Origin of the sequence: Seonamhaeicola sediminis, from assembly GCF_004358095.2 — a bacterium.
GTDB classification, from domain to species: domain Bacteria; phylum Bacteroidota; class Bacteroidia; order Flavobacteriales; family Flavobacteriaceae; genus Seonamhaeicola; species Seonamhaeicola sediminis.
This window is the reverse complement of the sequence record NZ_SMZJ02000004.1, coordinates 177600-203444: the sequence shown is the minus strand read 5'-3', so window position 1 is coordinate 203444 and position 25845 is coordinate 177600. Positions and strand designations below refer to the sequence as shown.

General features: G+C 32.6%; 26 protein-coding genes. 11 read left to right on the top strand and 15 right to left on the bottom strand.

What is annotated here, in order from left to right:
- Positions 1-110: 110 nt before the first annotated feature.
- The 4 genes from E1J38_RS15080 (at position 111) to E1J38_RS07285 (ending at position 4514) form a co-directional block, all read left to right on the top strand.
- Positions 111-992 carry an ester cyclase gene (locus E1J38_RS15080; RefSeq protein WP_186525833.1) on the top strand — a complete coding sequence of 294 codons (882 nt, stop codon included), beginning with the start codon at positions 111-113 and terminating at the stop codon, positions 990-992.
- Between the two features lie 24 nt (positions 993-1016).
- Positions 1017-2201: an acetyltransferase domain-containing protein gene (locus tag E1J38_RS07295; protein WP_133355387.1), complete on the top strand. Its 1185-nt coding sequence runs from the start codon at positions 1017-1019 to the stop codon at positions 2199-2201.
- A gap of 3 nt (positions 2202-2204) precedes the next feature.
- Positions 2205-3506, top strand: a complete 1302-nt coding sequence (locus E1J38_RS07290; protein ID WP_133355386.1) for an APC family permease — start codon at positions 2205-2207, stop codon at positions 3504-3506.
- A 66-nt stretch (positions 3507-3572) separates the two neighbouring features.
- On the top strand, positions 3573-4514 hold the full coding sequence (locus E1J38_RS07285) for a TolB family protein (RefSeq protein WP_133355385.1): 942 nt from the start codon (positions 3573-3575) through the stop codon (positions 4512-4514).
- Between the two features lie 5 nt (positions 4515-4519).
- On the opposite strand, the gene E1J38_RS07280 is transcribed toward E1J38_RS07285, so the two are convergent.
- Complete coding sequence (locus E1J38_RS07280) at positions 4520-5077, bottom strand: hypothetical protein (RefSeq protein ID WP_133355384.1); 558 nt, start codon at positions 5075-5077, stop codon at positions 4520-4522.
- The gene (locus E1J38_RS07275; protein WP_133355383.1) at positions 5070-5921 is read right to left on the bottom strand and encodes a PPK2 family polyphosphate kinase; all 852 of its coding nucleotides are present in this window, start codon (positions 5919-5921) and stop codon (positions 5070-5072) included. Before E1J38_RS07275 ends, E1J38_RS07280 begins: the two co-directional genes overlap by 8 nt.
- Before the next feature lie 117 nt (positions 5922-6038).
- Between E1J38_RS07275 and E1J38_RS07270 the strand changes: the two genes are divergently transcribed.
- Positions 6039-6776: a hypothetical protein gene (locus E1J38_RS07270; RefSeq protein WP_133355382.1), complete on the top strand. Its 738-nt coding sequence runs from the start codon at positions 6039-6041 to the stop codon at positions 6774-6776.
- Positions 6777-6814: 38 nt separating this feature from the next.
- Here E1J38_RS07270 and E1J38_RS07265 read toward each other — a convergent pair whose 3' ends face one another.
- The 6 genes from E1J38_RS07265 to E1J38_RS07240 all read right to left on the bottom strand — a co-directional run bounded on the left by E1J38_RS07265 (position 6815) and on the right by E1J38_RS07240 (position 13104).
- On the bottom strand, positions 6815-7978 hold the full coding sequence (locus tag E1J38_RS07265) for a sigma-54-dependent transcriptional regulator (protein WP_133355381.1): 1164 nt from the start codon (positions 7976-7978) through the stop codon (positions 6815-6817).
- A gap of 10 nt (positions 7979-7988) precedes the next feature.
- On the bottom strand, positions 7989-8870 hold the full coding sequence (locus E1J38_RS07260; RefSeq protein WP_133355380.1) for a mechanosensitive ion channel family protein: 882 nt from the start codon (positions 8868-8870) through the stop codon (positions 7989-7991).
- A 1-nt stretch (position 8871) separates the two neighbouring features.
- Positions 8872-10185, bottom strand: coding sequence for an ABC transporter permease (locus tag E1J38_RS07255; protein ID WP_133355379.1), 1314 nt, complete (start codon positions 10183-10185; stop codon positions 8872-8874).
- A 2-nt stretch (positions 10186-10187) separates the two neighbouring features.
- Entirely contained in the window at positions 10188-11114 is a 927-nt protein-coding gene (locus E1J38_RS07250; protein ID WP_133355378.1) for an ABC transporter ATP-binding protein, read from the bottom strand.
- A gap of 304 nt (positions 11115-11418) precedes the next feature.
- Positions 11419-12534 carry a molecular chaperone DnaJ gene (gene dnaJ, locus E1J38_RS07245; RefSeq protein WP_133355377.1) on the bottom strand — a complete coding sequence of 372 codons (1116 nt, stop codon included), beginning with the start codon at positions 12532-12534 and terminating at the stop codon, positions 11419-11421.
- 9 nt (positions 12535-12543) lie between these two features.
- Positions 12544-13104 (bottom strand): nucleotide exchange factor GrpE, encoded by a 561-nt coding sequence (locus E1J38_RS07240; protein WP_133355376.1) that lies wholly within the window; start codon positions 13102-13104, stop codon positions 12544-12546.
- A gap of 149 nt (positions 13105-13253) precedes the next feature.
- On the opposite strand from E1J38_RS07240, the gene E1J38_RS07235 reads away from it, so the two are divergent.
- On the top strand, positions 13254-13907 hold the full coding sequence (locus tag E1J38_RS07235; RefSeq protein WP_133355375.1) for a YceI family protein: 654 nt from the start codon (positions 13254-13256) through the stop codon (positions 13905-13907).
- A gap of 70 nt (positions 13908-13977) precedes the next feature.
- Positions 13978-14883 carry a 3-keto-disaccharide hydrolase gene (locus tag E1J38_RS07230; protein WP_133355374.1) on the top strand — a complete coding sequence of 302 codons (906 nt, stop codon included), beginning with the start codon at positions 13978-13980 and terminating at the stop codon, positions 14881-14883.
- Positions 14884-14946: 63 nt separating this feature from the next.
- Here the strand turns inward: E1J38_RS07230 and E1J38_RS07225 are convergent, their stop codons facing one another.
- From E1J38_RS07225 to E1J38_RS07210, 4 genes are all read right to left on the bottom strand, one after another.
- Positions 14947-15849: a TIGR01777 family oxidoreductase gene (locus E1J38_RS07225; protein WP_133355373.1), complete on the bottom strand. Its 903-nt coding sequence runs from the start codon at positions 15847-15849 to the stop codon at positions 14947-14949.
- Positions 15850-16014: 165 nt separating this feature from the next.
- Positions 16015-16731 carry a tRNA (5-methylaminomethyl-2-thiouridine)(34)-methyltransferase MnmC2 gene (gene mnmC2 / locus E1J38_RS07220; RefSeq protein ID WP_133355372.1) on the bottom strand — a complete coding sequence of 239 codons (717 nt, stop codon included), beginning with the start codon at positions 16729-16731 and terminating at the stop codon, positions 16015-16017.
- Positions 16731-17225 carry a DUF4920 domain-containing protein gene (locus E1J38_RS07215; protein ID WP_133355371.1) on the bottom strand — a complete coding sequence of 165 codons (495 nt, stop codon included), beginning with the start codon at positions 17223-17225 and terminating at the stop codon, positions 16731-16733. Before E1J38_RS07215 ends, mnmC2 begins: the two co-directional genes overlap by 1 nt.
- A 202-nt stretch (positions 17226-17427) precedes the next feature.
- A complete protein-coding gene (locus E1J38_RS07210) occupies positions 17428-18762 on the bottom strand; it encodes a hypothetical protein (RefSeq protein WP_133355370.1) in 1335 nt (444 codons plus the stop codon).
- 356 nt (positions 18763-19118) lie between these two features.
- Here E1J38_RS07210 and E1J38_RS07205 point away from each other — a divergent pair, with 356 nt between their 5' ends.
- A complete protein-coding gene (locus tag E1J38_RS07205; protein WP_186525832.1) occupies positions 19119-20186 on the top strand; it encodes a branched-chain amino acid aminotransferase in 1068 nt (355 codons plus the stop codon).
- 100 nt (positions 20187-20286) lie between these two features.
- Here E1J38_RS07205 and E1J38_RS07200 read toward each other — a convergent pair whose 3' ends face one another.
- Both E1J38_RS07200 and E1J38_RS07190 read right to left on the bottom strand, forming a co-directional pair.
- Complete coding sequence (locus E1J38_RS07200) at positions 20287-20673, bottom strand: pyrophosphohydrolase domain-containing protein (protein WP_133355369.1); 387 nt, start codon at positions 20671-20673, stop codon at positions 20287-20289.
- 513 nt (positions 20674-21186) lie between these two features.
- A complete protein-coding gene (locus E1J38_RS07190; RefSeq protein ID WP_133355367.1) occupies positions 21187-23217 on the bottom strand; it encodes a dipeptidyl-peptidase 3 family protein in 2031 nt (676 codons plus the stop codon).
- A gap of 187 nt (positions 23218-23404) precedes the next feature.
- Between E1J38_RS07190 and E1J38_RS15205 the strand changes: the two genes are divergently transcribed.
- The 3 genes from E1J38_RS15205 (at position 23405) to crcB (ending at position 24920) form a co-directional block, all read left to right on the top strand.
- Positions 23405-23683 (top strand): SRPBCC family protein, encoded by a 279-nt coding sequence (locus tag E1J38_RS15205; RefSeq protein ID WP_255449809.1) that lies wholly within the window; start codon positions 23405-23407, stop codon positions 23681-23683.
- Complete coding sequence (locus tag E1J38_RS07185; protein WP_255449808.1) at positions 23680-24423, top strand: GyrI-like domain-containing protein; 744 nt, start codon at positions 23680-23682, stop codon at positions 24421-24423. Before E1J38_RS15205 ends, E1J38_RS07185 begins: the two co-directional genes overlap by 4 nt.
- 131 nt (positions 24424-24554) lie before the next feature.
- Positions 24555-24920, top strand: coding sequence for a fluoride efflux transporter CrcB (gene crcB / locus E1J38_RS07180; protein ID WP_133355366.1), 366 nt, complete (start codon positions 24555-24557; stop codon positions 24918-24920).
- 94 nt (positions 24921-25014) lie between these two features.
- Here crcB and E1J38_RS07175 read toward each other — a convergent pair whose 3' ends face one another.
- On the bottom strand, positions 25015-25617 hold the full coding sequence (locus tag E1J38_RS07175) for a DUF1684 domain-containing protein (RefSeq protein ID WP_133355365.1): 603 nt from the start codon (positions 25615-25617) through the stop codon (positions 25015-25017).
- Positions 25618-25845 lie beyond the last annotated feature (228 nt).

Sequence of the window (25845 nt, the reverse complement as noted above, 5' to 3'; positions counted from 1 at the left end):
CAATAATATTATACTATTCAGAAAAGCCCGTCTAAGTATGGGCTTTTCAGTGTATGAACAATTGAAATTATTTTATTTACATAATAGCAACCAATAAAAACCAACCAAAAATGAAAACTCTTAGAAATCTTTCTCTTTTATTAGTTGTAATCTTTTTATCCGCATGCAAAGATGCTCAAGTGGAAAAAAATATTACCATATACTCTAACGTTTGGGACAAAATTATTAACGACGGCAACATCGATTTAATTAACGACGCTAACTTTGACACAAATATCACTCTCGTTTCCAACCCTGAAAATATAGTGGGCATTGAAGATTTCAAAGCCTATTATTCAAACTTTATAACCGGGTTTTCAGATATTGAATTTACCATTAATGAAATCTTTGGTCAAAATGATAAAATTGTAAAACACTGGAATTTTAAGGGTACGCACTCTGGGAATTTCTTCGGGATTCCAGCTACTGGAAAAACGGTTGACTTATCTGGCGCTACCATTGCCGTAATGAAAGATGGTAAAATTGCTCAAGAACAAGATTTTATGGATAATCTTGATTTTATGAGTCAGTTAGGTTTAGACCCTTTTTTAAATCCGGGTAATACCATAGCCATAAGGAAAATTTATGATGATTTTGCCAAGGGAGACATTGAAGCAGTTGGAGCCGCACTAGCAAAAGATGTAGTTTGGAATGAAGCTGAAAACTTTCCTTTAGCAGATGGTAATCCATATGTAGGTTTTGAAGCTATTTTAAATGGTGTATTTGCACGTATTGGTAGTGAATGGGAATATTGGAATCTCACAAATTTAGAACTGCATGAAATGACCAACAACAAAGTTTTGGCAACAGGCAGATATGAAGCTAAATACAAAAAAAATGGTGCAATAATAAATCTTCAAATGGCACACTTATGGACTCTTAATGATGGTAAGATAGTAGCCTTTCAACAATTTGCAGATACCAAAGGTATTGCAGACGCCATGGCGAAATAATGTTTTCAGTTTTAAAACTAACAAATGACAAAAACCAAATCTACCAGAATTCAATCTATCGATATTTTAAGGGGCTTGGTCATGATACTCATGGCACTAGATCATGTTAGAGATTTTTTTTACTATGGTTCTTTTTTAAAAGACCCTACCGATTTAGAAACCACTACCCCAATTTTGTTTTTCACACGGTTTATAACACACTATTGTGCCCCCGTTTTTGTATTTCTAGCTGGTACCGCCGCATTTTTGTATGGGAATAACAAAAGAAGACCGCAATTATTTAAATTCTTAATAACACGTGGTATATGGCTTGTTATTCTTGAAATTACGGTAAATAACCTTCTTTGGAAATTTGACATTACTTATAGCAGACTCATTTTACAGGTAATATGGGTCATTGGTGTATCCATGATTGTATTGTCCATCTTAATATTTCTTACTAAAAAATGGCTCTTGTTTATTGGTTTACTAATTACATTTGGTCATAATTTATTAGATAGTATTATTATGGAGGGTACAGACCCCTCATCAATTTTTTGGTATATTTTACATCAGCCAAACATAATACCTTTGAATGAAAGTAGAGATTTAGGAATATTTTACCCGGTACTCCCCTGGATAGGTATAATGATATTAGGATACTGTTTAGGTCAGTTATATGTTAAGAATTCCAATGCTATTTCTAGAAAAAAATGGCTGTTATCTTTAGGTACTGCAGCAACATTAATGTTCTTTATTTTAAGAAGCATTAATTATTATGGAGACCCAGTGCCTTGGCAACATCAAGATACACTAACAAAAACCATTCTATCATTTTTTAAGGTAACAAAATACCCACCCTCTTTAGCTTATACACTTATAACTATAGGTCCTTCATTGCTGTTTCTCTATGCTATCGAATCTGTCAAAAATAGTATAACCGATTTCTTTTTGGTTTTTGGCCGTGTACCATTATTTTATTATTTCTTACACATTTTTGTAATTCATGTATTGGCTATTTTTGGTATTTTAATTTTTGGGGGTGATTGGCAAATTATGATACTGTCTAAAGACATGTTTTCTAACGGAAAACTATTAAATTATGGTTACCCCTTACTCACTGTTTATTTAATTTGGTTAGGGGTTATTGCATTGCTTTATTTTCCTTGTAAAAAATATATGATTTATAAAGCTGAAAATAGAAATAAATGGTGGTTAAGCTACTTGTAAAATATGATTATAGAGGATAAGGGGTTAAAAAGACGAATTGGTGTTTTAGGTTTATCTGCCAATATTGTTAATATTATTATTGGATCTGGAATATTTGTTTTACCGGCTATAGTGGCTGGATATATGGGAGCATCTAGTATTTTAGCCTATTTATTCTGCGGCTTTTTAATGGCAATGATTATGCTTTGTTTTGCCGAAGTGGGATCGAAGGTTACGAATACTGGAGGACCATATACTTATATTGAAGCTGCCTTTGGAGATTATGCTGGGTTCATATCCGGTTTCTTTGTTATCGTTACTTTTTTATTTGCCGATGCAGCAGTTTCAAATGCATTATTAGATGTATTGACCACAATTTTACCCATATTATCAAACTCATGGATAAGGCCTTTAGCGCTGTTTATTCTTTTCTTTGGTTTAGCAAGTATTAATATCTTGGGCATTAAACAAGGTATAGGTTTGGTTAAATTCAATACTATTACTAAACTCATTCCTCTTATCGTTTTGGTTTTTGTTGGATTTTCAGATATTTCTATAAATAATTTAGCGTTAGATAATTTACCAAGCGCTAGTACTTTAGGGAAAACTTCACTCATTCTGTTCTTTGCGTTTCAAGGTTGCGAAACAGGCCTGATTGCTGGTGGCGAGGTTATTAATCCCAAACGCACTATTCCCAGAGCCATATTTGTAAGTTTAACTACCGTTATTGTTGTGTATATACTAATTCAAACCGTTGCTCAAGGTATTTTAGGTAGCAATCTTCCAAATTTTAAGGCTGCACCATTGGCAGAAACTGCAAAAGTAGTATTTGGTTCAGCCGGATTTACAATGTTAATTATAGGCGCCGTAATCTCGATGTTTGGTTACATGAGTGGCTCTATTCTTAATAGTCCAAGAGTTGTTTATGCGCTATCCAGAGATCGTGTTCTACCAATAAAGGGCTTGGCTAAAATCCATAAGTCTTTTGCAACACCCTATATCGCCATATTATTTTATACAACTTTAGGATATATGCTCTCAATATCTGGAAGTTTTGAGCAACTGGCTGTTATTGCAACCAGTTCCATGTTGTTTGTTTATTTAGGTGTTGTATTCTCTGTTATTAAATTAAGAATATCAATTAAAAATGATAAATCTTCATTTAAAATCCCAGGCGGTTTATTGGTTCCTATACTGGCCATCATAATTATTCTATTTTTTCTTTCGAACATATCTTACAGGGAAATGATTGGTACTATCGTTTTTATTGGTTTATTAAGTTTGATTTATTTTATAAGAAAAGCTTGGCTAAGGAAAAAGTTTTAATCATTCATAGTTAAAAAATATTGTATTAAAAATAGTATCTTAGAGCAATATTAGTAACCCCTTAGAATGAAACCTATAATATCCTCAATACTTGCTCTACTCGTATTTTTAAGTGTTTCCAATGAGATAATTTCACAAGAAGATTTATTGGGTTATAAAGAAGTTCAGCTTACACAAACTAATGCTGACAATCGTTATGCCAGTTACAACCACAAAGGTGAAGATATTATTTTTGAATCTAACCGAGATGGGAGATGGCAAATCTATATAATGGATATTAATGGTACTCACCAGAAACCATTATTTAAAAGCAGTTCTAACGATCGGCGTCCTAGCTGGCATCCTTATAAAGACATTGTTATCTTTGAATCGGATCGAAGCGGTACTTGGGAAATTTACACCTATGATTTTGAAAACAATTCAGTGAAAAAAATGCGTATCCCTATAAAAGGAGATAAACGATATGCTCGCTTTGCTCCTAACGGTGTACAAGTTGTTTTTTGTCATGAAGCCTATGCGGGTGTGACCGATATCTATATGTGTTCTAACAAAGGAAAGCGTACAAAGCGTATAGTAAACAATAAGCACTTAAACATTGGTCCACATTTCAATCGACGTGGAGATTACATAATTTATCATTCAAACAGAAACACTCAAGGAGAAAGCAACATCATCTATTCTAGAAGTATTATAACCGACGATAGAAATCGACTTACATACTTCAAAGATCATAGTGAATACCCTAACTGGTCCAATATTAGAAGTACACGAATAGTCTATTCTGCGAAAGTTGATGATATGATTCACCCAGAAATCTTTATTATGCGAAGCAATGGTACCCGAAAAATTCAAGTGACATACAATGATGTTCCTGATATTCTACCGTCTTGGTCTCCCAACGATATTAATCTTTTGATTACAGGCTACAGAGACGGATATGAACAAATATGCAAAATCCTTTTGAAAGAACCGTTGAATCCTGAAAACAGGGCATTAGATCAAAAATAAATTTATCAATCCCGTAGGCTTCCTTTAAATAAGCTTATATTAGAATTAATCGGATTATCTGAAGCACGTCTTAACATAACAACCTGTCCACAGTGCCATAACGCATCAGAAATTGGCCCATTAATAATGTTCCAAAAAGGAACTGAGGTGTCTTCAAACTTAAAAGTTTCTTTTGAGTTCTTAAATGCATTAGACACAACCTTTAAATTGATTAAAGTCTGTTTTCGTTTTTCAGTATAACCTAACTCTGTATTGGTATTATCTTTATCATTTTCTAGAATGCTATTTCTAATAAAACGTGATAAACCATAAATATGGTCAATGGTTTCTCCAGTAGTACGACCAGATTCACTAGCTTTATATTCAAAATCAATATCTCTTAGACCTTCTGTTGCCCAATAATACCTGAACCCAAGACCGTCAATCATCCTAGCAACTAATAAATTAGAAGTATAGTTTTCAGGATAATCTTCTATTTCATAGAAAGGTAATTTATCTGAATTGTCTTGTGCAAAACCTAATGTACAAAAAGATAAAACGAAAATTAAAATAAGTTTATTCATTATTTAACTGTTGTTTATATAATTCGATATTTGCTTTAATAGCATCGTCTAGTTCTGGTTCGGCAATATCAGTGTAGGTCTTTAGTGTTTCATATATAATTTTAGCAACAATATACCTTGCAGATGGTTTATCATCGGCTGGAATGGTGTACCAAGGTGCATGCGCTTTAGAAGTTTTGTTAATAGCTTCCTCATAACAAGTTTGGTAAGCCTCCCAAAGCTTACGTTCTTTCAAATCGCCAGGTGAAAATTTCCAGTTTTTTTCTTCTTTTCCTAACCGTCTTAACAATCGGTACTTTTGCTCTTCTTTTGATAGATTTAAAAAGAACTTAAAAATGATGGTTCCGTTATCTGCAATATGCTTTTCAAAATTGTTTATTTGTTCAAAACGAGCATTCCAAAAATCATCATTGATATCTTCAACTGAGTTTACAGAAGGTATATTTTCTCCTAAAATATATTCAGGATGCACTCTTGTAACAAGAACATTTTCGTAGTGTGTTCTATTAAAAACACCAAATTTACCTCTAGCAGGTAAGGCTATATAATGACGCCACATGTAGTCATGCTTTAACTCCAATGGCGTAGGTACTTTAAAACTATGAACCACTACACCCCTAGCATTAAAATCCTTAAAAACCTCTCTTATTAGGCTATCCTTTCCTGCTGTATCCATACCTTGTAAGCAGACTAAAACAGCATATTTACCATGAGCATACATGGTATCCTGAAGTTCACCAAGTTTTTTTCTTATCTTCTTTAATTCGTTTTTGGCATCATTAATTACCACCTTGGTTGGTCTATCTTTTAATGAAATAGCTGAAGTTACTTTAAACTCACTCATTACTTTGATTTATATTTTCAATAAATATACTAAAACCATAATTTCGATGAACGGTAAGCACATTAATTATGTTTTTTATACTTTTGAATTACCTACTTATGAACCAACCCCAATACCATGAAAAGAACTTACACCTTTTTATTTAGCTTATTTACGTTTTCATTTCTATTTTCGCAAGATTATTGTTTGGATGCAGACTCTAACCTTATCTATGCCTATTCTAATGTGAAAGATGCTTATGAATCTAACAATTTAGATCACTTAAAATATTATTCTAAAAAGTCCTTAAAATCTTTTGAAAAGGCGAAAATCAATCTAAAAGAATGCGGATGTGAAACCGCATTTAATTTGGTTTATGACGGTGCCGAATTACTATCAAAAGTTAAAGACCAAGACACTTTTGAAGATGGGCGCTTTTTTGTAAAACGTGCCAAAGAAATTACACAAAAGGCCATTGCTGCATTAAATAAATTTACGGCCAACAATGTTAATGTTAGTACAAATAAAACTGATGATTCAAACACTTTACAACTTGAAAAAGAACGTTTAGAACAACAACGGCTTGAATTAAAACAAAAAGAAGAAGTTCTAGCTAAAAAATTAGCAGAACAAAATGCCAAGGCTTTAGCTTTAAAAAGAGAAAAACTCATAGAGAAATACGACACAGCTATTCTGAAAAATATTGAAACTTATAATGAACTACTAGAACTTTATGGCAGTTCTTCAAAAATAAATTCAGAAAGCGCTAATAAAAATCAACTTTACTCAAAAAGTATTGAAGAAATCAAAGATTTTTATATTGAACATATTAAATCTATCACCAATTCCTATTTAGCTGAATTGAATAATATTTAAAAATTAAAAGGCTCTGAAAAATCAGAGCCTTAAGTCTTTTACTTTGAAGCGAACAATTTTACATCTTGTTCACTTACTTCATTACCTCCCAGAATAATAAGACGTTCTACTACATTACGTAATTCTCGAATATTACCTGTCCAATCATAATCTTGAAGTAATTTTATGGCATTATTAGAAAACGATTTTTTTCCGGTTCCTTGCTCATTTGCTATCTTATCTGCAAAATGATTTACTAATAAAGGAATGTCTTCGCGCCTATCGTTTAAAGCGGGAACTTTAATGAGAATAACTGCCAATCTATGATATAAATCCTCACGGAATTTACCTTCTTCTATTTCTTTCTTTAAATTTTTATTGGTAGCAGCTATAACACGAACGTTTACTTTAATGTCCTTATCACTACCAACACGCTGTATTCTATTTTCTTGGAGCGCTCTAAGTACTTTTGCCTGTGCCGATAAACTCATGTCACCAATCTCATCAAGAAAAATGGTACCTCCATTGGCTGCTTCAAATTTTCCTGCCCTGTCTTTGTTAGCACTAGTAAAAGCCCCTTTAACATGCCCAAACAGTTCACTTTCAATTAACTCACTAGGGATAGCCGCACAATTTACTTCTATCATATTACCTTTAGAGCGTTCACTTTTTTCATGTAACCAATGCGCAACTATCTCTTTTCCGGTTCCATTAGGACCAGTAATCAGTACACGAGCGTCAGTTGGAGCTACCTTTTCAATAATCTCCTTTATTTGAGAAATAGCGTCACTCTCCCCTATCATCTCATATTTTTTGCTAACCTTTTTCTTAAGAATCTTATTTTCAACTACCAACTCTTTTCGGTCTAAAGCATTTCTTACCGTATTTAGTAATCTGTTTAAATCAGGTGGTTTAGAGATATAGTCATAGGCTCCTAAGCGCATAGTATTTACAGCAGTATCTAAATCTCCATGACCAGAAATCATCACTATTGGGGTTTCAGGTTTTATTTTCTTTACAGCTTCTAATACTTCAACCCCATCCATTTTGGGCATTTTAATATCGCAAAGTACTAAATCATAATCATCGTCCTTAATTTTTTCAATTCCTGCCAATCCATCTTCAGATTCTTCTACCTCATAGGTATCACTCTCTTCAGAAAGAATTTTAACAAGTACACGTCTAATTGCTGCTTCGTCTTCAATTACAAGTATTTTGGGCATATAATTTTATTTATTTTTGAATAATATGAACATCTCTTTGAGGGAATGGTATGGTAATATTGTTTTCTCTAAACAGGCGGTCTATTTCAAAGCGGATATCACTTTTTGAAAAGCGAACGTTAAAACTATCTGTAACCGTGAAAGCAATTCTAAAATTTAAGGAACTCTCACCAAAATCGGTAAAAAGCACCACAGGCTCAGGAAATTCCAGTACATCTTTATGCGCTTCTGCTGCTTCAAGCAATAATTTCTTAACCAATTGCACGTCACTTCCATAAGCAACCCCTACCTCTACAGTCTCTCTTGTAGCCTCACCATTTTGCGTCCAGTTGTATAAACTATTTGTTAAGTACAAATGATTTGGAATTATTAAAACTTTATTATCAGCCGTGGTTGCTCTAGTTGTTCTTAGCTTTATCTCTTCTACTCTACCTACTTTTCCTTCCAATTCAATGATATCCCCTACGTGTACCGTTTGGTCTAACAAAATAAAAACACCCGATATAATATCTTGAAAAAGTGTTTGCAATGCCAAACCTACACCTATAAGAAGCCCTGCTGAGGCTGCTAAAACAGCATTTATATTCACCCCAATAGTGCTAAATGCTATTAATAATACAATAACGTAGATAAACCATTTTGAAAAAGAAAATACCGTAACAAACTTTGCCTTGTCATCTTTTGGTAATTTTCTAGTAACTATCCTCCTAATTAAAGAAAGTAAAACATTAGTCAACACAAAAGAAGCTAAGACCATAAGCACAAACCCAATGGTTATAACAATAGTTTCAGACTCATTTTTGTACAACACAATGTTAACAAAATCAATGAAATTTTCAATTATTGAACTTTCATTAATAACTTCTTCAATGTTTTTAGATTTTTGAATCATGTTAATACTTTATCCACTTTAACAATTCTTTGTAAGAAGGCTTTTTACCATACATTAAAATACCAACTCTGTAAATTTTGGCAGCGAACCATACCGTAAACATAAATGTACCTATCAAAACTAATAAAGACAACACTTGTTGCCAAATAGGAACACCAAACGGTATGCGCATTAGCATGACAACTGGTGATGTAAACGGTATATATGAAAAAACAGTTGACACCGTACCATGTGGGTCTTCTATCACTGTAAATATACCAATATAAACTGCTAAAATTAATGGCATTAATATAGGTAGCATAAATTGTTGCGTATCTGTTTCATTATCAACAGCAGCTCCAATAGCAGCATACAGTGAACTGTATAACAAGTACCCACCAATAAAGAAAAATATAAATGCTATAATAAGATTTATTAATGGCATATTACTTAACGCCTGCTTAAAAGATTCAAAATAAAATTCCACACCTTGATTATTTGAAGCCATTTCCATTAGCTCTTGTTGCGGTAGAGAAGAATCCATTAAACTTATACCTAAAACCAGAGAAACAATTGTCATTAAAAGCCCTCCAAAAACTACCCAAATAACAAACTGCGTAATTCCTGCCAGTGAGGTGCCTATAATTTTACCTAGCATAAGCTGTACTGGTTTAACAGAAGAAATTATAACCTCTATTATTCTACTCGTTTTTTCTTCTATAACACTGCGCATAATCATATTACCATAAATTATGATAAACATGAATAATAAGTACCCCGCAGCACAACCAAAAATAAGTTTAATAACACTATCTATTTTAGAGGATTCCTCACCTGAAAAATTTTCCTGTCCAATATTAATATTAACTTTTGAAGCCTCTATTTTAGAAATATCAATACCTGCTTCTTCCATTTTTAAGTTAGTAAAAGCCTTTTCTAGTTTTCTTTCTAGGTCAGAAATTAATGAAAGTGAAGGTGATTCTTCTGAGTAAAATTTTATGTGGTTAGAAACCGAATCTAAATTTTTAATGTTTTCAATGTGAAGCAAGCCGTAATTAGAAGTTTCATTCACCAATTCTTTAGCAATCTCCAATGAAACCCCCTCTAAAAAATCATAATTAATATTGTCTGAATCCTTAAAAACAGTTTTTACCAAACCAGATTCATCTAATATTGAAATAACCCTTACTTTTTCATTATTAAGATTTGATAAATAGGCTACAACAGCAATTAGTGCAATCATTATTATTGGACTTAGAATAGTCATTACAATAAATGATTTGTTTTTAACCTTAGTTAAATATTCACGTTTTATAATGAGCGGAAGATGATTCATGTTTAATTATTCTGAATGGTTTGAATAAAAATATCGTTAGCACTTGGTATTACTTCAACAAAATGATTGATTCGTGCCTTTTGATTTAAAAATGAAATAAGGTCTTGAGCTGTTTCGTTTTCAGAAAGTTTGATATTTAGTTTTAAATCATTATTCAAGGACTTAAAATTAGCCTCTGTAACAATAAATTTTTCAGCTAAATTAGTGTTTAAAGCGGTTTTATTTTCAGCCTCTAAACCAACTTCAAAAGTATTGGTTTTATATTTCCTTTTAATATCGATGAGTTTACCTTCCAAAATTTTATTAGACTTGTTTATTAATGCAATATCATCACACAATTCTTCAACAGATTCCATTCTATGAGTAGAAAAAATCACTGTAGCCCCTTCTTCACGCAGGCGTAAAATCTCATCTTTAATTAAATTTGCATTGATAGGGTCAAATCCAGAAAAAGGCTCATCAAAAATCAATAATTTAGGGTTATGTAAAACCGTTACCACAAACTGGATTTTTTGAGCCATCCCCTTTGAAAGTTCTTGAATTTTTTTATTCCACCAATCTCCAATCTCCAAACGGTCAAACCAATATTTTAAGCGTTTTTTTGCTTCAATTTTTGACAAACCTTTTAATTGTGCCAGATACAAAGCTTGCTCTCCCACTTTCATAGACTTATATAATCCGCGCTCTTCTGGTAAATAACCAATATCTTTTATATGTGTAGGGTTTAACAAATCACCATCTAAACGAACCTCTCCAGAATCTGGCATTGTAATTTGATTGATAACCCTAATTAAGGTAGTTTTTCCAGCTCCATTTGGGCCTAAAAGTCCAAATATACTACCTTTTGGTACTTGGATAGATACGTTATTCAGGGCTTTAAAATCTCCAAAATGTTTTGAAACTTCACTTACTTCTAATAAGTTGCTCATATTTTTTTAACAATCTTGTTGGTTTGTAAATATATTAAATGTTTGTATGAGACCTTTAAGAATAGTTACAATTTAATAATTAGAAAATGTTATGAAAGGTATATAAACAAAACCCATCCTTAAAACAATATTAAGGATGGGAAAAAAATTGCTATGAAAAAGAAAAATTACCACTAATTGAAATTAGTGATAGTTCAAATATAATTCTTTTTTCAATACTTTTAACATTTATGGCGTATAACTTGCATTTTAATTCTATATTTCTTGATTGAGAAATACTTAAATTAGAGCTAAAACACTGAGGTTAAGAGAACATATCTTTTACTTTTTCAAAAAATGATTTATCAGAACTTTCTGGCTTTGGATCAAAATGTTCGTCTTCTCTCATGTTTTCAAAAAATTCTCGCTGCTGTTTGCTTAATGTTTTGGGGGTCCACACATTTACATGTACTAATAAATCACCTTTTCCGTATCCATTAATACTAGGAATTCCCTTTCCACGTAAGCGTAATATTTTCCCAGATTGCACACCAGCTTCAATCTTAATACGTACTTTTCCAGTTACCGTGTCTATTTCTTTTGAAGTTCCTAAAACCGCATCTGGATAACTCACATACAAATCGTAATGTAGGTTATCTCCTTCTCGTTGCAATTTCTCATGTACTTCCTCTTCAATAACCACTAAAATATCTCCAGCAATACCATTTCCAGGAGCTTCATTTCCTTTACCAGACACTTTAAGTTGCATACCATCAACAACACCGGCAGGTATTTTAATTGAAACTGTTTCTTCAACCATTTTTAACCCTTGAGCATCAGCATCGGCAGGTTTTTTATCAATAGTTTCACCCGCACCCCCACATACATTACAAGGAGAAGAGGTTTGCATTCTGCCTAAAATAGTATTGGCAATACGAGTTACTTGCCCAGTACCATTACATGTAGAACATGTTTTATAAGTTGTTCCTGGTGCTTTAACTTTTCGTTTTACTTTTATCTTCTTTTCTACACCATTGGCAACTTCCTCAAGCGTTAATTTTACTCTTATACGCAAGTTACTTCCTTTTACACGACGTTGACCGCCTCCACCGCCAAAACCAGAAAACCCACCACCAAAGGCACCTCCAAAGATATCTCCAAACTGACTGAATATATCATCCATGTTCATTCCACCGCCTCCAAAGCCACCACCATTTTCAAAAGCTTGGTGTCCAAATTGGTCATATCTTGCCTTTTTATCTGCATCGCTCAACACTTCATAAGCTTCGGCTGCCTCTTTAAATTTAGCCTCAGCTTCTTTATCATCAGGGTTTTTATCTGGATGATACTCTATTGCTTTTTTACGATATGCCTTCTTTATTTCTGAAGCACTGGCACTTTTACTAATCCCTAATACTTCGTAATAATCTCTTTTTGCCATATTCTATTTTTATTGCCCAATAACAACTTTTGGAAAACGAATTACCTTTTCTCCTAACTTATAACCTTTTTCAATTACATCAATAATTTTACCTTTAAGGTCAGCAGTTGGTGCAGGAATTTGTGTAACCGCTTCATGGTTGTCTGCATTAAAATCATCTCCTTTTTGAATCTTAATAGAGACTAATCCCTTTTGCTCTAAAGTTGATAACATTTTTTGATAAATAAGCACTACACCTTTGCGTAATTCTTCAGCTTCTTTATCTTCTTCAATATGTGTTAAAGCGCGTTCAAAATCATCAATAATTGGCAACAAGGCTACCATAAGCTCTTCACTTGCCGTTTTAAACAAATCTAAACGCTCTTTAGAAGTTCTTTTTTTATAATTTTCAAACTCTGCAAATAAACGTAAAAACTTCTCTTTTTCCTGCTTTACTTCTTCTTCAAGCTTTTCTTCTTTACAAAGCTCCTCCACTGATTCCTTTGTTTGATTTTCTACCTCAACTGTTTCTGTTTGAGTAGCCTCTACTTGATCCTTTTCTAAATCTGCGTTTTTTTCTTTTTTGCTCATTGCTAAATTCAATTTAAGCTATTTGTGAAATTAGTTGGCAAAAGTACTGCCATTATTGTAAAAATGTCAAAATGTCACCAATTATTTTTTAATTTTTTTTCATGATTTCAATTAGTTAACTTTACGCATAGAACACTAAAAAAATTATTATGAAAAAAAGTATCACAACTATTTGCATTATTGCAACCATGTCTATAGCTTTTTATAGCTGTAAAGAAAAAGCCAAAGAAGCCGAAACTAAAGAAGCCGAAACTCCTACAGTTGTTGAAGCTACCTCTGAATCATTTACTGTAAATACAGAAGGATCTTCAATAGAATGGCGAGGTTTTAAACCTACTGGACAACATAATGGAACCATTAATTTAGCCGCTGGATCTTTTGATGTATATGATGGAACCATAGCTGGTGGTAATTTTACTGTGGACATGAACTCTATAGTAGATTTAGATATACCAGCCGATGATGAAAAAAACGCCAAATTAGTAGGTCATTTAAAAAGTGCCGACTTTTTTGATGTTGAAAAATTCCCTACTGCAACATTTGAAATTACTGGTCTGGAAGAAAACGAAGGCAAAACAATGCTTTCTGGTAATCTAACCCTAAAAGAAAAGACTAATAATATTACTTTTCCAGTAAATATTTCTAAAGAAAATGATACCCTTTCATTATCCAGTGAAACTTTTACAATTGACCGTTCTAAATGGGATGTTAAATATGGTTCAAAATCATTTTTTGATAATTTAGGAGATAAATTTATCAATGATGATATTGAAATAACAGTGTCTGTTAAAGCAACAAAATAACTGTCATACTAAATTATTTAAAAAAACCACTTTATGAAAATAGAGTGGTTTTTAATTTCAATTTTTCACAATGAAACAGTCTATATTACTTTTTTCAATTTTAGCTATTATATTTTCGTGTAACTCTATAAAAAAACAAACTAATCCAGATTCAGAAGAATGGATTTTCCTATTTAACGGAAAAGATCTTAGGGGTTGGGATATTAAAATTTCTGGTCATAAGTTAAATGATAACTATAAGGAGACTTTTATTGTGCAAGACAGTATGATTAGAGTAAACTATGATAATTACGAAACCTTTGACGATAAATTTGGACACATGTATTATGAAACCCCCTTTTCATATTACAAGTTGAGTTTTGATTATAGATTTGTAGGAGAACAAACACCAGGAGGGGCGCATTGGAATGTAAGAAATAGTGGTGTTATGCTTCACTCCCAATCGGCAGCTAGCATTGAAATTGGACAAACCTTTCCTGTTTCTGTTGAATTGCAATTGCTAGGTGGACTAAACAACGGTGTAAGACAAACCGCAAATGTTTGTACGCCTGGAACCGCTGTGGTTTTTAAAGACACCATAAATTTTGAACATTGCATAAGATCTAATTCTAAAACATTTAATGGCGACCAATGGGTTCATGTTGATGCTACCGTTATGGGAGGAGAATATATGGAATTTATGGTAAATGGTACTTCTGTGTTGCGTTTTGAAAAACCTCAAATTAATGGAGGTTTTACCTTTGAAAGAGAACAAGGTAAAGACTGGGATGAACACAAAATAATTAGAGATAAAGACAGTTGGATTGCTAAAAAAGGTACCATTTTAACTGAAGGCTATATTGCTTTGCAAGCTGAAAGTAGCCCTATAGATTTTAAAAATATTAAACTATTAGATCTATGTGGTTGTATGGACCCAAAAGCAAAAAATTATAAAACTTATTATGTTAAGGAGAAGCCTGAGCGTTGTGAATACTAATTTGATTAATATTATGTTGTGATAATTTTAAATTCAAAGACAAAAAACACATTAAAAGTATCTCTAAATCAAATTCTGTAAAGCAGGCTCTAGATGATGATATACAAAATGAAATCCTTTACTTTCTATTTTCTTTGAACTTACCCTTTGGCTATCAAATAAAACCGTATGCATTTCACCAAGAATAAGTTTCATAACAAACTTTGGTATGTTTGGTAAAATTAAAGGCTTTCCTAAAACTTTAGCTATAGTTCTTGTTAACTCTTTATTTGTTACTGGATTTGGTGCTACACCATTATAACTACCCATCAGTCCATTTTTCAGAATGAACAAAAACATATTGGCTAAATCTTCAATATGAATCCATGATTGCCATTGTTTCCCACTTCCAAAAGCTGCTCCTACACCAAATTTAATTGGTTTAACCATTTGGGGTAATGCCCCTCCTTTGTTAGACATTACTAAACCAATTCTTACTTTTGAAGTGGAAATATTAACATCTGTAAATAATTCAACCGCTGCTTCCCATTGCTTAACTACTTCTCCTAAAAATGATGTATCAAACCCCTTAAAATTTTCTTCATAATAGTTAGTGAGAGAACTAGGATACATACTTATACCACTTGCAGATACTACTTGTTTTATGTTATGAGATTCTCCTTTTAAAGCGTTAACTAAAAGCCTTATACCTTCCACCCTACTAGAAATGATTTCCTTTTTATACTGTGGTGTCCATTTTTTTGATACTGTAGCTCCAGCTAGATGGATAATGGCATCTACATTCCTAAAACATGCTTTGTCTATTTCTTGGCTCTCCAAGTTCCAATAAAACCCTTGATAATTTCCATCAGTCTTAATTTTAGATTTATTGGTAGTCAAATAATTAACCAATATGCCTTGTTCATGACAAGATTTAACAATTTGTTGACCAATGAGACCTGTGGCCCCTGTTATTAATACCCTCATACTTTAAAATTACAAAATGGTGCCTCCAATTGCTAATAAATTAAGTTAGGTTTAACAATTGGTACAAATGACATAGGGCTTTAACTGCATACTAAATGCTGTTAACTAAACTTGGTTGCCCATAACATTTAGCTCTTAAATTATAAATTATTGAATCGCGCAATATCACGCTCCTTTACATGCGCGTAACATTTCCCTTTTGCCAGGTGGACCAGGGAGTTTTTCTACTGAAAATCCAACGGACTGCATTGCTCTACGCACACTTCCTTTGGCGGAATAGGTTACTAAAACCCCACCAATTTTTAAAGCGGCATACATTTTTTTGAAAATGTCCTCTGTCCATAATTCTGGTTGTACTCTTGCTCCAAAAGCGTCAAAATAAATAAGATTGAAAGCCTCTTTATCTTCAATCTTATCGAAAAATTTATGTTGCTTTGTGAGTGAAAAACTTTGAGAAATCTGATGCTTTTCCTCCCATGAAACACCATGAATTTTATTAAAAACCAACTTGCACTGTGCCACATTTAATTCAGAAGCATAGTTCAAAAGTTCTATTTCATCTTTAGAAACAGGATATCCTTCAACACCTACATAATCAATTTTGGCTTTAATCTTAGCAGATTCCAAAAATGTGATTAAAGCATTAAGGCCTGTTCCAAAACCAATTTCTAGAATGGATAAATCTTTATTAGACTTCTCGACTCTGCTCGAAGTAACATCAAAAGTTAATTCATTTACATTCCAAAGATGATACAACCCATGTTTTATGAATACATGATATGCTTCTTGAATAGCACCATGTTTAGAATGGTATTGTTCATTCCACTGAGGAATATGGATGGTTGTGGAGCCATCGGCTGTTATAATAATTTCTCTTTTCACTATTGTGCTATTAAAACACCATCGGCTTCAAAAGAAAACGTTTTTTTAGGTTCTGTTATAGCAGCTATTTCTTCAATAGATTTTCCAGCGTCTTCGGCATAATGCCTCAATTCATCAACAGGAACTTCGATAACAAAGGCTTTCCCATTTACTATCACCTGCTTTCCAGCTATATCCTTAGGTACAAAAAAGCCATAGTCCTTAAACTTAACCATAGCTTCTTCACCATTACCCAAATCTAATGTCATCCAACATCCTTTTGCTTGACAAACATCATTCACTTTGGCTATCATTTTAGAATTTATACTATCACCAACATTCATTTCCTTAAAATGACTCAACATTGAAGTAGAAGCAATGGCATCATCATCAATAATTTCCTTTCCAAATGATGCATATTCAATTTTAGGTTCTTCTTTAGGAGTTTCTTCTTTTTTATTCTTACATGAATTCAGCAGTAAAACAGAAACAAATAGAAAGACAAACGTTCTCATAGCCTTAAATTTTCAATTTTAAAATGATATTTGTAAAGATACCTCTTTTTTTAATCTAAAGTATGCCTATTAAAAAGCCTGGAACTATAAATGGAAAAACCATTAGTCTGAAGGTCTTTTCTTAGAAAAAGATTATATCCAACACACTTGCTTGACCTAGATAAAAACTTTAATTAATTGATGGAATTAGTGGATGGTTTACTTAAATATTTAAACCTTCATCTAAAAGAGCTATGGCATCTTTTATTTCCTTTGGAGTTCCATAAATTATATAAACTTCATTTCTATAGGCCTCATAAATATTATCGTCTAATTGCGTTCTATTAATCATCCCCCTAATCCTATTTGAAAATCCGTATTTACTCATAGTTGGAATCCTTTTTAAATCATAATTCAATTTGATAAGATTTCCTCTAAAATCCTTGTAAGCTATACTATTATCAGTTTCATTAATACCAATAATCACATTTTTGTTAACATCTGTTTTAGGTTGATATAAGCCTAAGGCCTTACCTTCGGTTTCTATATTAGAATCGGAAAGTATAAAAACGGTATTATCAGCATCTGGAAAACCACTACCAACACTCTCTTTGTCAGTAATAGTCCATTGTCCATTGGTTTTCCTGTAATATAGATATTTTGTAGTCCATACACTCCTGTCATGTCTAAGAGACCAAACACCTGTCATTACATTCATATCCTTATCAGAACCTGGATGTACACCACTTGGGGCCTTTATAGAAATATCCGATTGTACAGCATCTGGGTTCCATAGTTTTGTACCGGCACGATGTTGGTTGATACAATGCCCGGGAGGACGAATAAATGAAATTTGATAATAGTGTTTTACAATACCTATAGATATTCCGTATTGTCCTGAAATATCTTCATAGGTTCCATAATAATCAAATTCACTTTTAACCTCATCCAATTGTTTACCTTCCAATCCTTCTTCGTCAAGTCCATCTTCATCAGAGTTTCCTCCGTCATTTCTATATGGGTCCTCTCCAATATTTTCCCAGCGTGTAAAATCATATTGTCCATCCCCATGCCAAAGCGCCAAAGGCCTAGGCTCTACAATTAATTTTTTTCCATCTTCTGTTTGTGTAATGGCACATGGTGAACCTAAGGTTTCAAAAAAGCCAGCTTGAGTAGGGTTGTATCTGCCGCCATGAGAAGCATCTCTAATGGCCACCTGCCCTGCTCTACCATATCTATCTGATTCTGGTCCCATAATATCTCCCAAACCTGGAATAACCACCTCGTTTATCACTCCTCCACCATTTGAGGTAATTCCTATTTGAAAACCTGATGGGCCAGATTGTAAATGATGCGTAGTAACCCTTGGGTTAGATTCAGATATGATATCAAAAGTCTCTGAGGCTTCCGGTGTTTCTTCTTTTGGCTCTTCTACTTCTTCTTTTTCCTCAGGCATTTCAATTTCTAGTGCCTCTTCGATATCCCCACTTTTTTGGCAATTAAAAAATAATTGACTAACCAAAAACAAACTAAAAACTGTAAGTCTGAATAATTTCATATTCTAATTAAAATTTATTAAATCTATAGAACAAATATTACTTAAAGAAATATTTAATCCATCCTGTAGTGTATGCAAACATATTTATTTGAAGAAAACGAAGAAATAGCCATAGAACTATTACAATTGAAATTCAAAACTGCACTCTTTACCACCAAAAAATGTTGTATGGAACTACCTCTATTTAAGGCTTAAAGAATAAAACTTTCTATCTAAACATAGCCAATATTAATACATAAATATAACAACAGGATTATGGGTTTTATAATATGAAAATTTCAAATTTAAATGATTTAAATAAAGACACTTATTTTTAACGTTTTTATTATAACTTTGTCTTGTAAAATGATGAGATTATGAGCACAATAATCAATGACATAGAGATTATAAAAGCAGAGTCTTCTAAAATTAATGCGGTAGACTTTGACAATTTGACCTTTGGAAGTGTGTTTTCAGACCATATGCTGGTTTGTGATTATAAGGAAGGTAAATGGCGAGCACCTAAAATTATGCCTTACCAGCCTATCACATTAGACCCTTCTGCAAAGATTTTCCATTACGGACAATCGGTCTTTGAAGGAATGAAAGCCTATAAAGATGCAGAAAACAATGTCTGGTTATTTCGCCCCTTAGATAATTTTAAGCGTTTAAATATTTCCTCTAAACGTTTGGCAATCCCTGAATTGCCTGAAGCCTATTTCATGGAAGGTTTAAAAGCTTTATTAGATTTGGATAAAGATTGGATTCCAACTAACGATGGAAGTTCATTATATATTCGTCCGTTTATTTTTGCCTCGGGGCAAGGTTTTCATGCGTCACCAGCCGATGAGTACAAATTTATAATCTGTACAGCGCCTTCTGGTTCTTACTTTGCTGGTGATGTAAAAGTACTTATTGAAGAAACTTATTCTAGATCTGCAAATGGTGGTGTTGGGTTTGCAAAAGCTGGCGGTAACTATGCTGGTCAATTTTATCCCACGCAATTAGCTAAAGCTAAGGGATACCATCAAGTTATTTGGACTGATGATAACACCCATGAGTATATAGAAGAGGCAGGCGCCATGAATATTTTTGTTAGGATTAATGATACCTTGATTACGGCTCCAACAAGTGATAGAATCCTTGATGGTATTACACGCAAGAGTATCATTGAGTTGGCAAAATCTGAAGGTATTGATGTACAAGTAAAAAAACTAACCGTCACAGAAGTAGTTGATGCTGCTAAAAATGGAACACTTAAAGAAATGTTTGGAGCTGGTACTGCTGCAGTAGTTTCCCCAATCTCAGCATTTGGATATAAAGGTGAGGATTATGAGCTACCTAAATTGGACAGTACTTATGCAAGTTTCTTAAAAAAGCGTATTACCGATATTCAGACTAACAAAACTGAAGACCCATTTGGATGGCGTTTTAAAGTTGATTAGTTCTACTATTGAAAAAAACAAATAAAAAAAGAGGAACGATTTTGTTCCTCTTTTTTTATTTGTTTTACCTAAAAGAAATCCTAAGCAAATACTTATAATACTATTTCTTCAAAATAGCTTCTATGTTTGGTTTAAAATAATGAGGTCCCTTCAGCACTTTACCATCTTCACGGTAAATTGGTTCTCCATCCTCACCCAATTTACTCATATTACTACGCTGAATTTCCTCAAAAACTTCTTCAATTTTATATTGCAAGCCATGCTCAATAATAGTACCACATAAAATGTAAAGCATATCTCCTAAAGCATCTGCAACCTCAACTAAATCACCATCGTTCGCTGCGTCTAAATACTCTTCATTTTCTTCACGCATTAATTTATAACGCAACATATTTTTTTCTGCTCCTAAATTGGCTTTAGGGCTTTCTCTATGCCCTATTTTAAACGCCGTATGAAATGCTTTAACTGCTTCTATTTTGTCTTTCATAAAAACTCTTTTTTTACTTTTCCTATGGAAATAGGAATCTCATCATTATTAATTACTTTTGCATAAAAATAACTATATGTTTAGTAAAGGTCAAATCATTTTTGGGGTTTTATTTTTTTTAGTTTTTGCTATAATTATTGCCTTCACATACCGTAAGGACTTAAAACTTCATAAACGTTTTTATGCTGGCAGTATTTGGATACTTATTGCCTTTATTGCTTTTATACTTTTTATTGCAGCTATTAAATTTTTCTTCAAATAGTCAAAAAATAATTTAATAATACACTAGGAAATTATTGTTTAAAACTGTTTTATATATAAAAATAACTATAATTGACGCAACCTTTTTTTGCCTCTTGCATCTAATTAGTAACTAAACCAACTAAAAATGAAGACTCTATTAATTATCTCCATTCTTATTGTTATTAATATTTTACTATTAGTATTTAGTGCAAATAAAAAAACAGAACCTTGATTTAAGATTCTGTTTTTTTATTTGCACTAAAAGTTTAGTTAGTTTACTTCTGGTAAAAAGTTATAGTTTCTACTGTAATCCAGCATTTGTCTGGCAAACGTTTCAGGCTGGGTTACTTTAATGGACGTAATGTCTCCAGTTTCATTTTTCTCTGCAATTAAAACTGGATTTACAAAGCCAGAATATGGTGCCGATGTAAATTGTTTATTTCTTTCTAAAACTTCAGCATGAATAGATTGATTTACTTTTACACCGTAACCTTCTACCAAAGCTTCTACGGCAGCATAATCACCTTCAGATTTTATACGTTGAGTTTCACGTAATAAATCGCCAAAAAGCTCACGAAGTTTTTCGTAATTATTAATATTGAAATAGATTTTTCCATCTCTAACTACTTTTTCTATGATGTTATCTTCCATTCCTTTTTCAAAAACCCAAGCGCTAACCCATTGTCTATTTCTCATATGAGCTTCTTCAACATCGTTGCCTAAATTTAGTCGGATTAATTGCATCATCAATCCGTTTCTTATATAGCCATCATAAGCGGCTTTACCAACAGCTTGCCAATTATCTACCAACCCTAATTCTTGAAGCTTTGAATCATATAAGAAATATAAGGCTACTAAATCTGCACGACCTTCTTCTAAAGTTGATGCATAATTCTTTAATGTTTCTTTTGTTTCTCCAACGCCAGGGTTTAATATTCCTGAGGCATGACCAATAACCTCATGTAGAGCCGTATGTAATTTATCTGCTAACTGACCATACTTTTCTTCTAATTCATATTCCTCTTCATCATGTACAAATTCTTTTAAGCGCCCTGTGCTTGCTGAGTTATTATGCGCTTCAATAATATTCCCTAACGATACCGATTTACTACCTACAGCGGCACGAATCCAGTTAGCGTTGGGAAGGTTAACCCCAATAGAGGTACTTGGAGAGGCATCTCCTGCTTCTCCTGCAACATTTACTACTTTATAAGTTACTCCAACAACATTTGCTTTTTTATGTTCATCCATAATTGATGAATTGTCTTCAAAATATTGGGCGTTATCCGATAGCACCTTCATTTTTTGGGACATATCAAAATCATTAATCTGAACAATGGTTTCATAAGACCCTCTATATCCTAATGGGTCATTGTACACCTCAATAAAACTATTAATATAATCTATATTACCTTCGGTGGCATTAGTCCAGGCTACATTATAGTCATCCCAAATTTGCAAATCGCCCGTTTTATAGTATTCAATCAATAAAGCAATAGCCTCCCCTTGGGCTTTATTTTCAGCAACACCTTTGGCTAATTCTAACCACTTGATAATTTCATCAATAGCACTTCCATAAAGTCCACCAGATTTATAGACACGCTCTTTAACAATACCATTCTCTTTCACCAATTGAGAATTTAATCCAAACGATAAAGGTCTTTCTGGGTTAGGTGATTGTTTTGCTGCATAAAAACTTTCAACATCAGCATTGGTAATATTAGGACCATAAAAATTTACCGCAGAAAGCACCACATTATCAATACCCTTACCTTGATTTACCTTTTTAGAATCATTATCATTAAAAATAACCTCAAAAGCCTCACCCTCTAAGGTTGTATTGGTATCAGTTAATAACAACTTTAGATAGTCTGAAGAAAATTCTGGTTTTATTTTATCGTTTGAATAATGATGATGTATTCCGTTACTAAACCAAACACGCTTTACATAGACCTCAAAAGCTTTCCAGCTGTCTGTAGACTTATCTCCTTGATAAGAAGTATAAATATTTTCAAGTGCTTTTCGTATAGATAAATTATGACGGTAATTTTGATCCCACATAATATCTCTACCACTTAACCCTGCTTGAGTTAGATAGTATACTAATTTTTGTTCCTTTAAAGTTAATTGCTCCCAACCAGGAATTTGATACCTTAAAATTTTTAAATCGGCAAATTGCTCTACGTAATAGTTAAACTCTTCTGTTTTTTTAAACTCTGCTTTTTTATCAGATTTACCATCTACACAGCCCAAAAAAACAACAGCAATTAACGCTACATTTATTATAAATCTCAGTTTCATTTAGAAAGTTTATTAATTTTTATATTCTTTTAAAAATTTAATAGTAAATATATTTTGATTATTATTTAAAACTATAAATCATTTATTTATAAAAAATCATAATTTATTGATTCGCAAATGTAATAATTTATTATTCGAAATTAAAAATGTTTATCTTTGATTTAACAATCAATCGAAAATCCTGTACATGAAAGCCTTTAAGTACGTTTTATTCCTTTTATTAATTGGTATTATTGGTATCTCAATTTATATTGCGGTTCAACCAAATTCATTTGAAGTTACCAGAACGAGAACTATTGAAGCACCAGCCCAAGTCATTTATTCCAACGTTATTGATTTTAAAAATTGGGCAGATTGGTCGTCTTGGATAGAAACCGATTCTGATATAAAAATTACTTTAGCAGAAAAAACAAAAGGTATGGGGGCTCCTATTCTTGGGAAGATAAAGATGGTGTTGGTACTATGACCACGCTTGAAACCATTCCTAACCGTTCTATACAACAAGAAATGCAGTTTGCTGAATTTCCTAAATCTGATGTTTCATGGGCTTTTAAACCAACCGATGATGGCGCTACGGATGTTACTTGGACTATTTCTGGTAAAGATTTACCGTTTGGATTTAAGGCTTTTACCACGTTTACTGGTGGAATGGAAAAACAAATTGGACCTCATTATGAACGTAGTTTAGAAAAATTAGACAGTATTATTCAGCTTAAGTTAAAAGCTTTTAGTATTCATATTAACGGCATTACTGAATATGGTGGTGGTTTTTATATATATAAAACTACATCGGCTACCGGCGCAAACATTAGCGACATTATGAGCAAACAATATGGTGAAATTATGGGCTATATGGCTAAAAATAATATTGTTGCTAGTGGTATGCCTTTTACTATATATAATGAAATCAATACGGAAAACGGAAATGTAATTATGAGCAATGCTATACCTACCATGAGTAAAGTTAATGTTGAAAGCGGTAGTGAAATATTGTGTGGTTTTATACCCAATACTAAAGTACTTAAAACCACATTAAAAGGTAACTACGAAAATTTACCAAAAGCTTGGGAAGCTGCTATGAAACACATTGCCGAAAATGGTTTGGAAATGTCTGAAATAAAGCCTTTTGAGGTTTATTCTAATGACCCAAGCAATTTTCCTAATCCTGCCAATTGGGTTACAGAAATATATATTCCTTTAAAATAGCTTGAATATTCAATATATTGCAAAAAATATTTAAATGTCATCCTGAACTCGTTTCAGGGTCTCATGTGTTATTGATAAGATGCTGAAACAAGTTCAGCATGACAATCTTTTTTAATAATAGTAATATAAGTATGAAACATATTTTGCTGGTTTTTATTGGTGGTGGCTTTGGCAGTGTACTACGTTACATTATTGGTAAATATTTAAACAGTTTACAGACAAGCATTCCTTATGGCACATTTGCTGCTAATATTTTAGGAAGTTTTCTTATTGGTATTATTTTGGGTTTCGCGACTAAAAGTAATTCACTCAATCAAAGTCATACCCTGTTATTAGCAACTGGATTTTGCGGTGGTTTTACTACCTTTTCAACTTTTGCTTATGAAAATCACGTGTTTTTAAAAGCTGGAGATTTCGCTAGTTTTGCTTTATACACCATTGGTAGTTTTGTTATTGGTTTTCTTGCTGTGTTTTTAGGGATGTTTTTAGTGAAGTAAACACAACTTACAATAAATTTTCAGAAAAAATAGCGGAACATAAACTATTTAATTATTTAGATTATAAATAAAGTATCGAATAAACTAATCAAAATCAACCTTTCTTAAAAATTTTAACACCAGCTTCTATCCTAACTCTCAAATAGTTTTCTCTGGGCACAACGGGACAAGAATACTTAGCATTGTAAGCACAATAAGGGTTATAAGCCTCATTAAAATTTATAACCATAGTATCTCCTTCTGGTATTCGGGCATCAATATAACGCCCTCCTCCATAGCTTTCTTCACCGTTAGTTTCGTCTAAAAATGGTAAAAACAAATAGTCTTCATAACCTTCCTTATTAATTAAATCTTGGTTCTGGTAAATATTTAACTTTAAGTTTTTTCCCTTTAAAGTAAAATTTAATTCGCCATATTTAACATACTCTGGTAATCTATTCGTTGTAGTTTTCATTTTAAAAGGCTTTTCATTGGGTGTTCTTTTAAAATTTGCTTTTACCACATAACTAGAGTCTATTTCAAAAAAATCTAGGCCAATAAAATGTTTTCTATCTTTTTCTGTTAGAGGCGATTCTGTTGCATCTTTAAACTGAGCATTCATATCTCTCTGAAACTCTGTTTTACCTTGTATAGGTCGCTTACCTTGAGCACATGACATAGTGATTACCAACAACAAAATCAACGTTAGATGCTTCATAAATAAAAAATTTCTTTCATTCAAAAGTACAATATTAGAATATTTTATATAGCTTTGACGCTCAAAACAGAATAAAATGAGACGTATTGTCGCAATTTGTAAGAAGCAATGGATGACTTCCCTAACCAAGGGAACATGTCGGGCTTACTATATATTGTGGTGATGTTATTATAAAATATTGCAATATTAAAAAGTCCGGCTAATAAGCCGGACTTTTTATTTTTAGTT

Excerpts from the sequence above, each read along its gene's own strand:
- E1J38_RS07200 (WP_133355369.1), bottom strand. The coding sequence starts at position 20,673 with ATGAAAGACAAAATAGAAGCAGTTAAAGCATTTCATACGGCGTTTAAA.
- E1J38_RS15205 (WP_255449809.1), top strand. The coding sequence starts at position 23,405 with ATGAAAGCCTTTAAGTACGTTTTATTCCTTTTATTAATTGGTATTATT.
- E1J38_RS07290 (WP_133355386.1), top strand. The coding sequence starts at position 2,205 with ATGATTATAGAGGATAAGGGGTTAAAAAGACGAATTGGTGTTTTAGGT.
- E1J38_RS07260 (WP_133355380.1), bottom strand. The coding sequence starts at position 8,870 with ATGATTCAAAAATCTAAAAACATTGAAGAAGTTATTAATGAAAGTTCA.
- E1J38_RS07255 (WP_133355379.1), bottom strand. The coding sequence starts at position 10,185 with ATGAATCATCTTCCGCTCATTATAAAACGTGAATATTTAACTAAGGTT.
- E1J38_RS07215 (WP_133355371.1), bottom strand. The coding sequence starts at position 17,225 with ATGAGAACGTTTGTCTTTCTATTTGTTTCTGTTTTACTGCTGAATTCA.
- E1J38_RS07295 (WP_133355387.1), top strand. The coding sequence starts at position 1,017 with ATGACAAAAACCAAATCTACCAGAATTCAATCTATCGATATTTTAAGG.
- crcB (WP_133355366.1), top strand. The coding sequence starts at position 24,555 with ATGAAACATATTTTGCTGGTTTTTATTGGTGGTGGCTTTGGCAGTGTA.
- E1J38_RS07190 (WP_133355367.1), bottom strand. The coding sequence starts at position 23,217 with ATGAAACTGAGATTTATAATAAATGTAGCGTTAATTGCTGTTGTTTTT.
- E1J38_RS07205 (WP_186525832.1), top strand. The coding sequence starts at position 19,119 with ATGAGCACAATAATCAATGACATAGAGATTATAAAAGCAGAGTCTTCT.
- E1J38_RS07230 (WP_133355374.1), top strand. The coding sequence starts at position 13,978 with ATGAAACAGTCTATATTACTTTTTTCAATTTTAGCTATTATATTTTCG.
- E1J38_RS07250 (WP_133355378.1), bottom strand. The coding sequence starts at position 11,114 with ATGAGCAACTTATTAGAAGTAAGTGAAGTTTCAAAACATTTTGGAGAT.
- E1J38_RS07210 (WP_133355370.1), bottom strand. The coding sequence starts at position 18,762 with ATGAAATTATTCAGACTTACAGTTTTTAGTTTGTTTTTGGTTAGTCAA.
- E1J38_RS07175 (WP_133355365.1), bottom strand. The coding sequence starts at position 25,617 with ATGAAGCATCTAACGTTGATTTTGTTGTTGGTAATCACTATGTCATGT.
- E1J38_RS07285 (WP_133355385.1), top strand. The coding sequence starts at position 3,573 with ATGAAACCTATAATATCCTCAATACTTGCTCTACTCGTATTTTTAAGT.
- E1J38_RS07225 (WP_133355373.1), bottom strand. The coding sequence starts at position 15,849 with ATGAGGGTATTAATAACAGGGGCCACAGGTCTCATTGGTCAACAAATT.
- E1J38_RS15080 (WP_186525833.1), top strand. The coding sequence starts at position 111 with ATGAAAACTCTTAGAAATCTTTCTCTTTTATTAGTTGTAATCTTTTTA.
- E1J38_RS07280 (WP_133355384.1), bottom strand. The coding sequence starts at position 5,077 with ATGAATAAACTTATTTTAATTTTCGTTTTATCTTTTTGTACATTAGGT.
- E1J38_RS07240 (WP_133355376.1), bottom strand. The coding sequence starts at position 13,104 with ATGAGCAAAAAAGAAAAAAACGCAGATTTAGAAAAGGATCAAGTAGAG.
- E1J38_RS07235 (WP_133355375.1), top strand. The coding sequence starts at position 13,254 with ATGAAAAAAAGTATCACAACTATTTGCATTATTGCAACCATGTCTATA.
- E1J38_RS07185 (WP_255449808.1), top strand. The coding sequence starts at position 23,680 with ATGACCACGCTTGAAACCATTCCTAACCGTTCTATACAACAAGAAATG.
- E1J38_RS07275 (WP_133355383.1), bottom strand. The coding sequence starts at position 5,921 with ATGAGTGAGTTTAAAGTAACTTCAGCTATTTCATTAAAAGATAGACCA.
- E1J38_RS07270 (WP_133355382.1), top strand. The coding sequence starts at position 6,039 with ATGAAAAGAACTTACACCTTTTTATTTAGCTTATTTACGTTTTCATTT.
- dnaJ (WP_133355377.1), bottom strand. The coding sequence starts at position 12,534 with ATGGCAAAAAGAGATTATTACGAAGTATTAGGGATTAGTAAAAGTGCC.
- E1J38_RS07265 (WP_133355381.1), bottom strand. The coding sequence starts at position 7,978 with ATGCCCAAAATACTTGTAATTGAAGACGAAGCAGCAATTAGACGTGTA.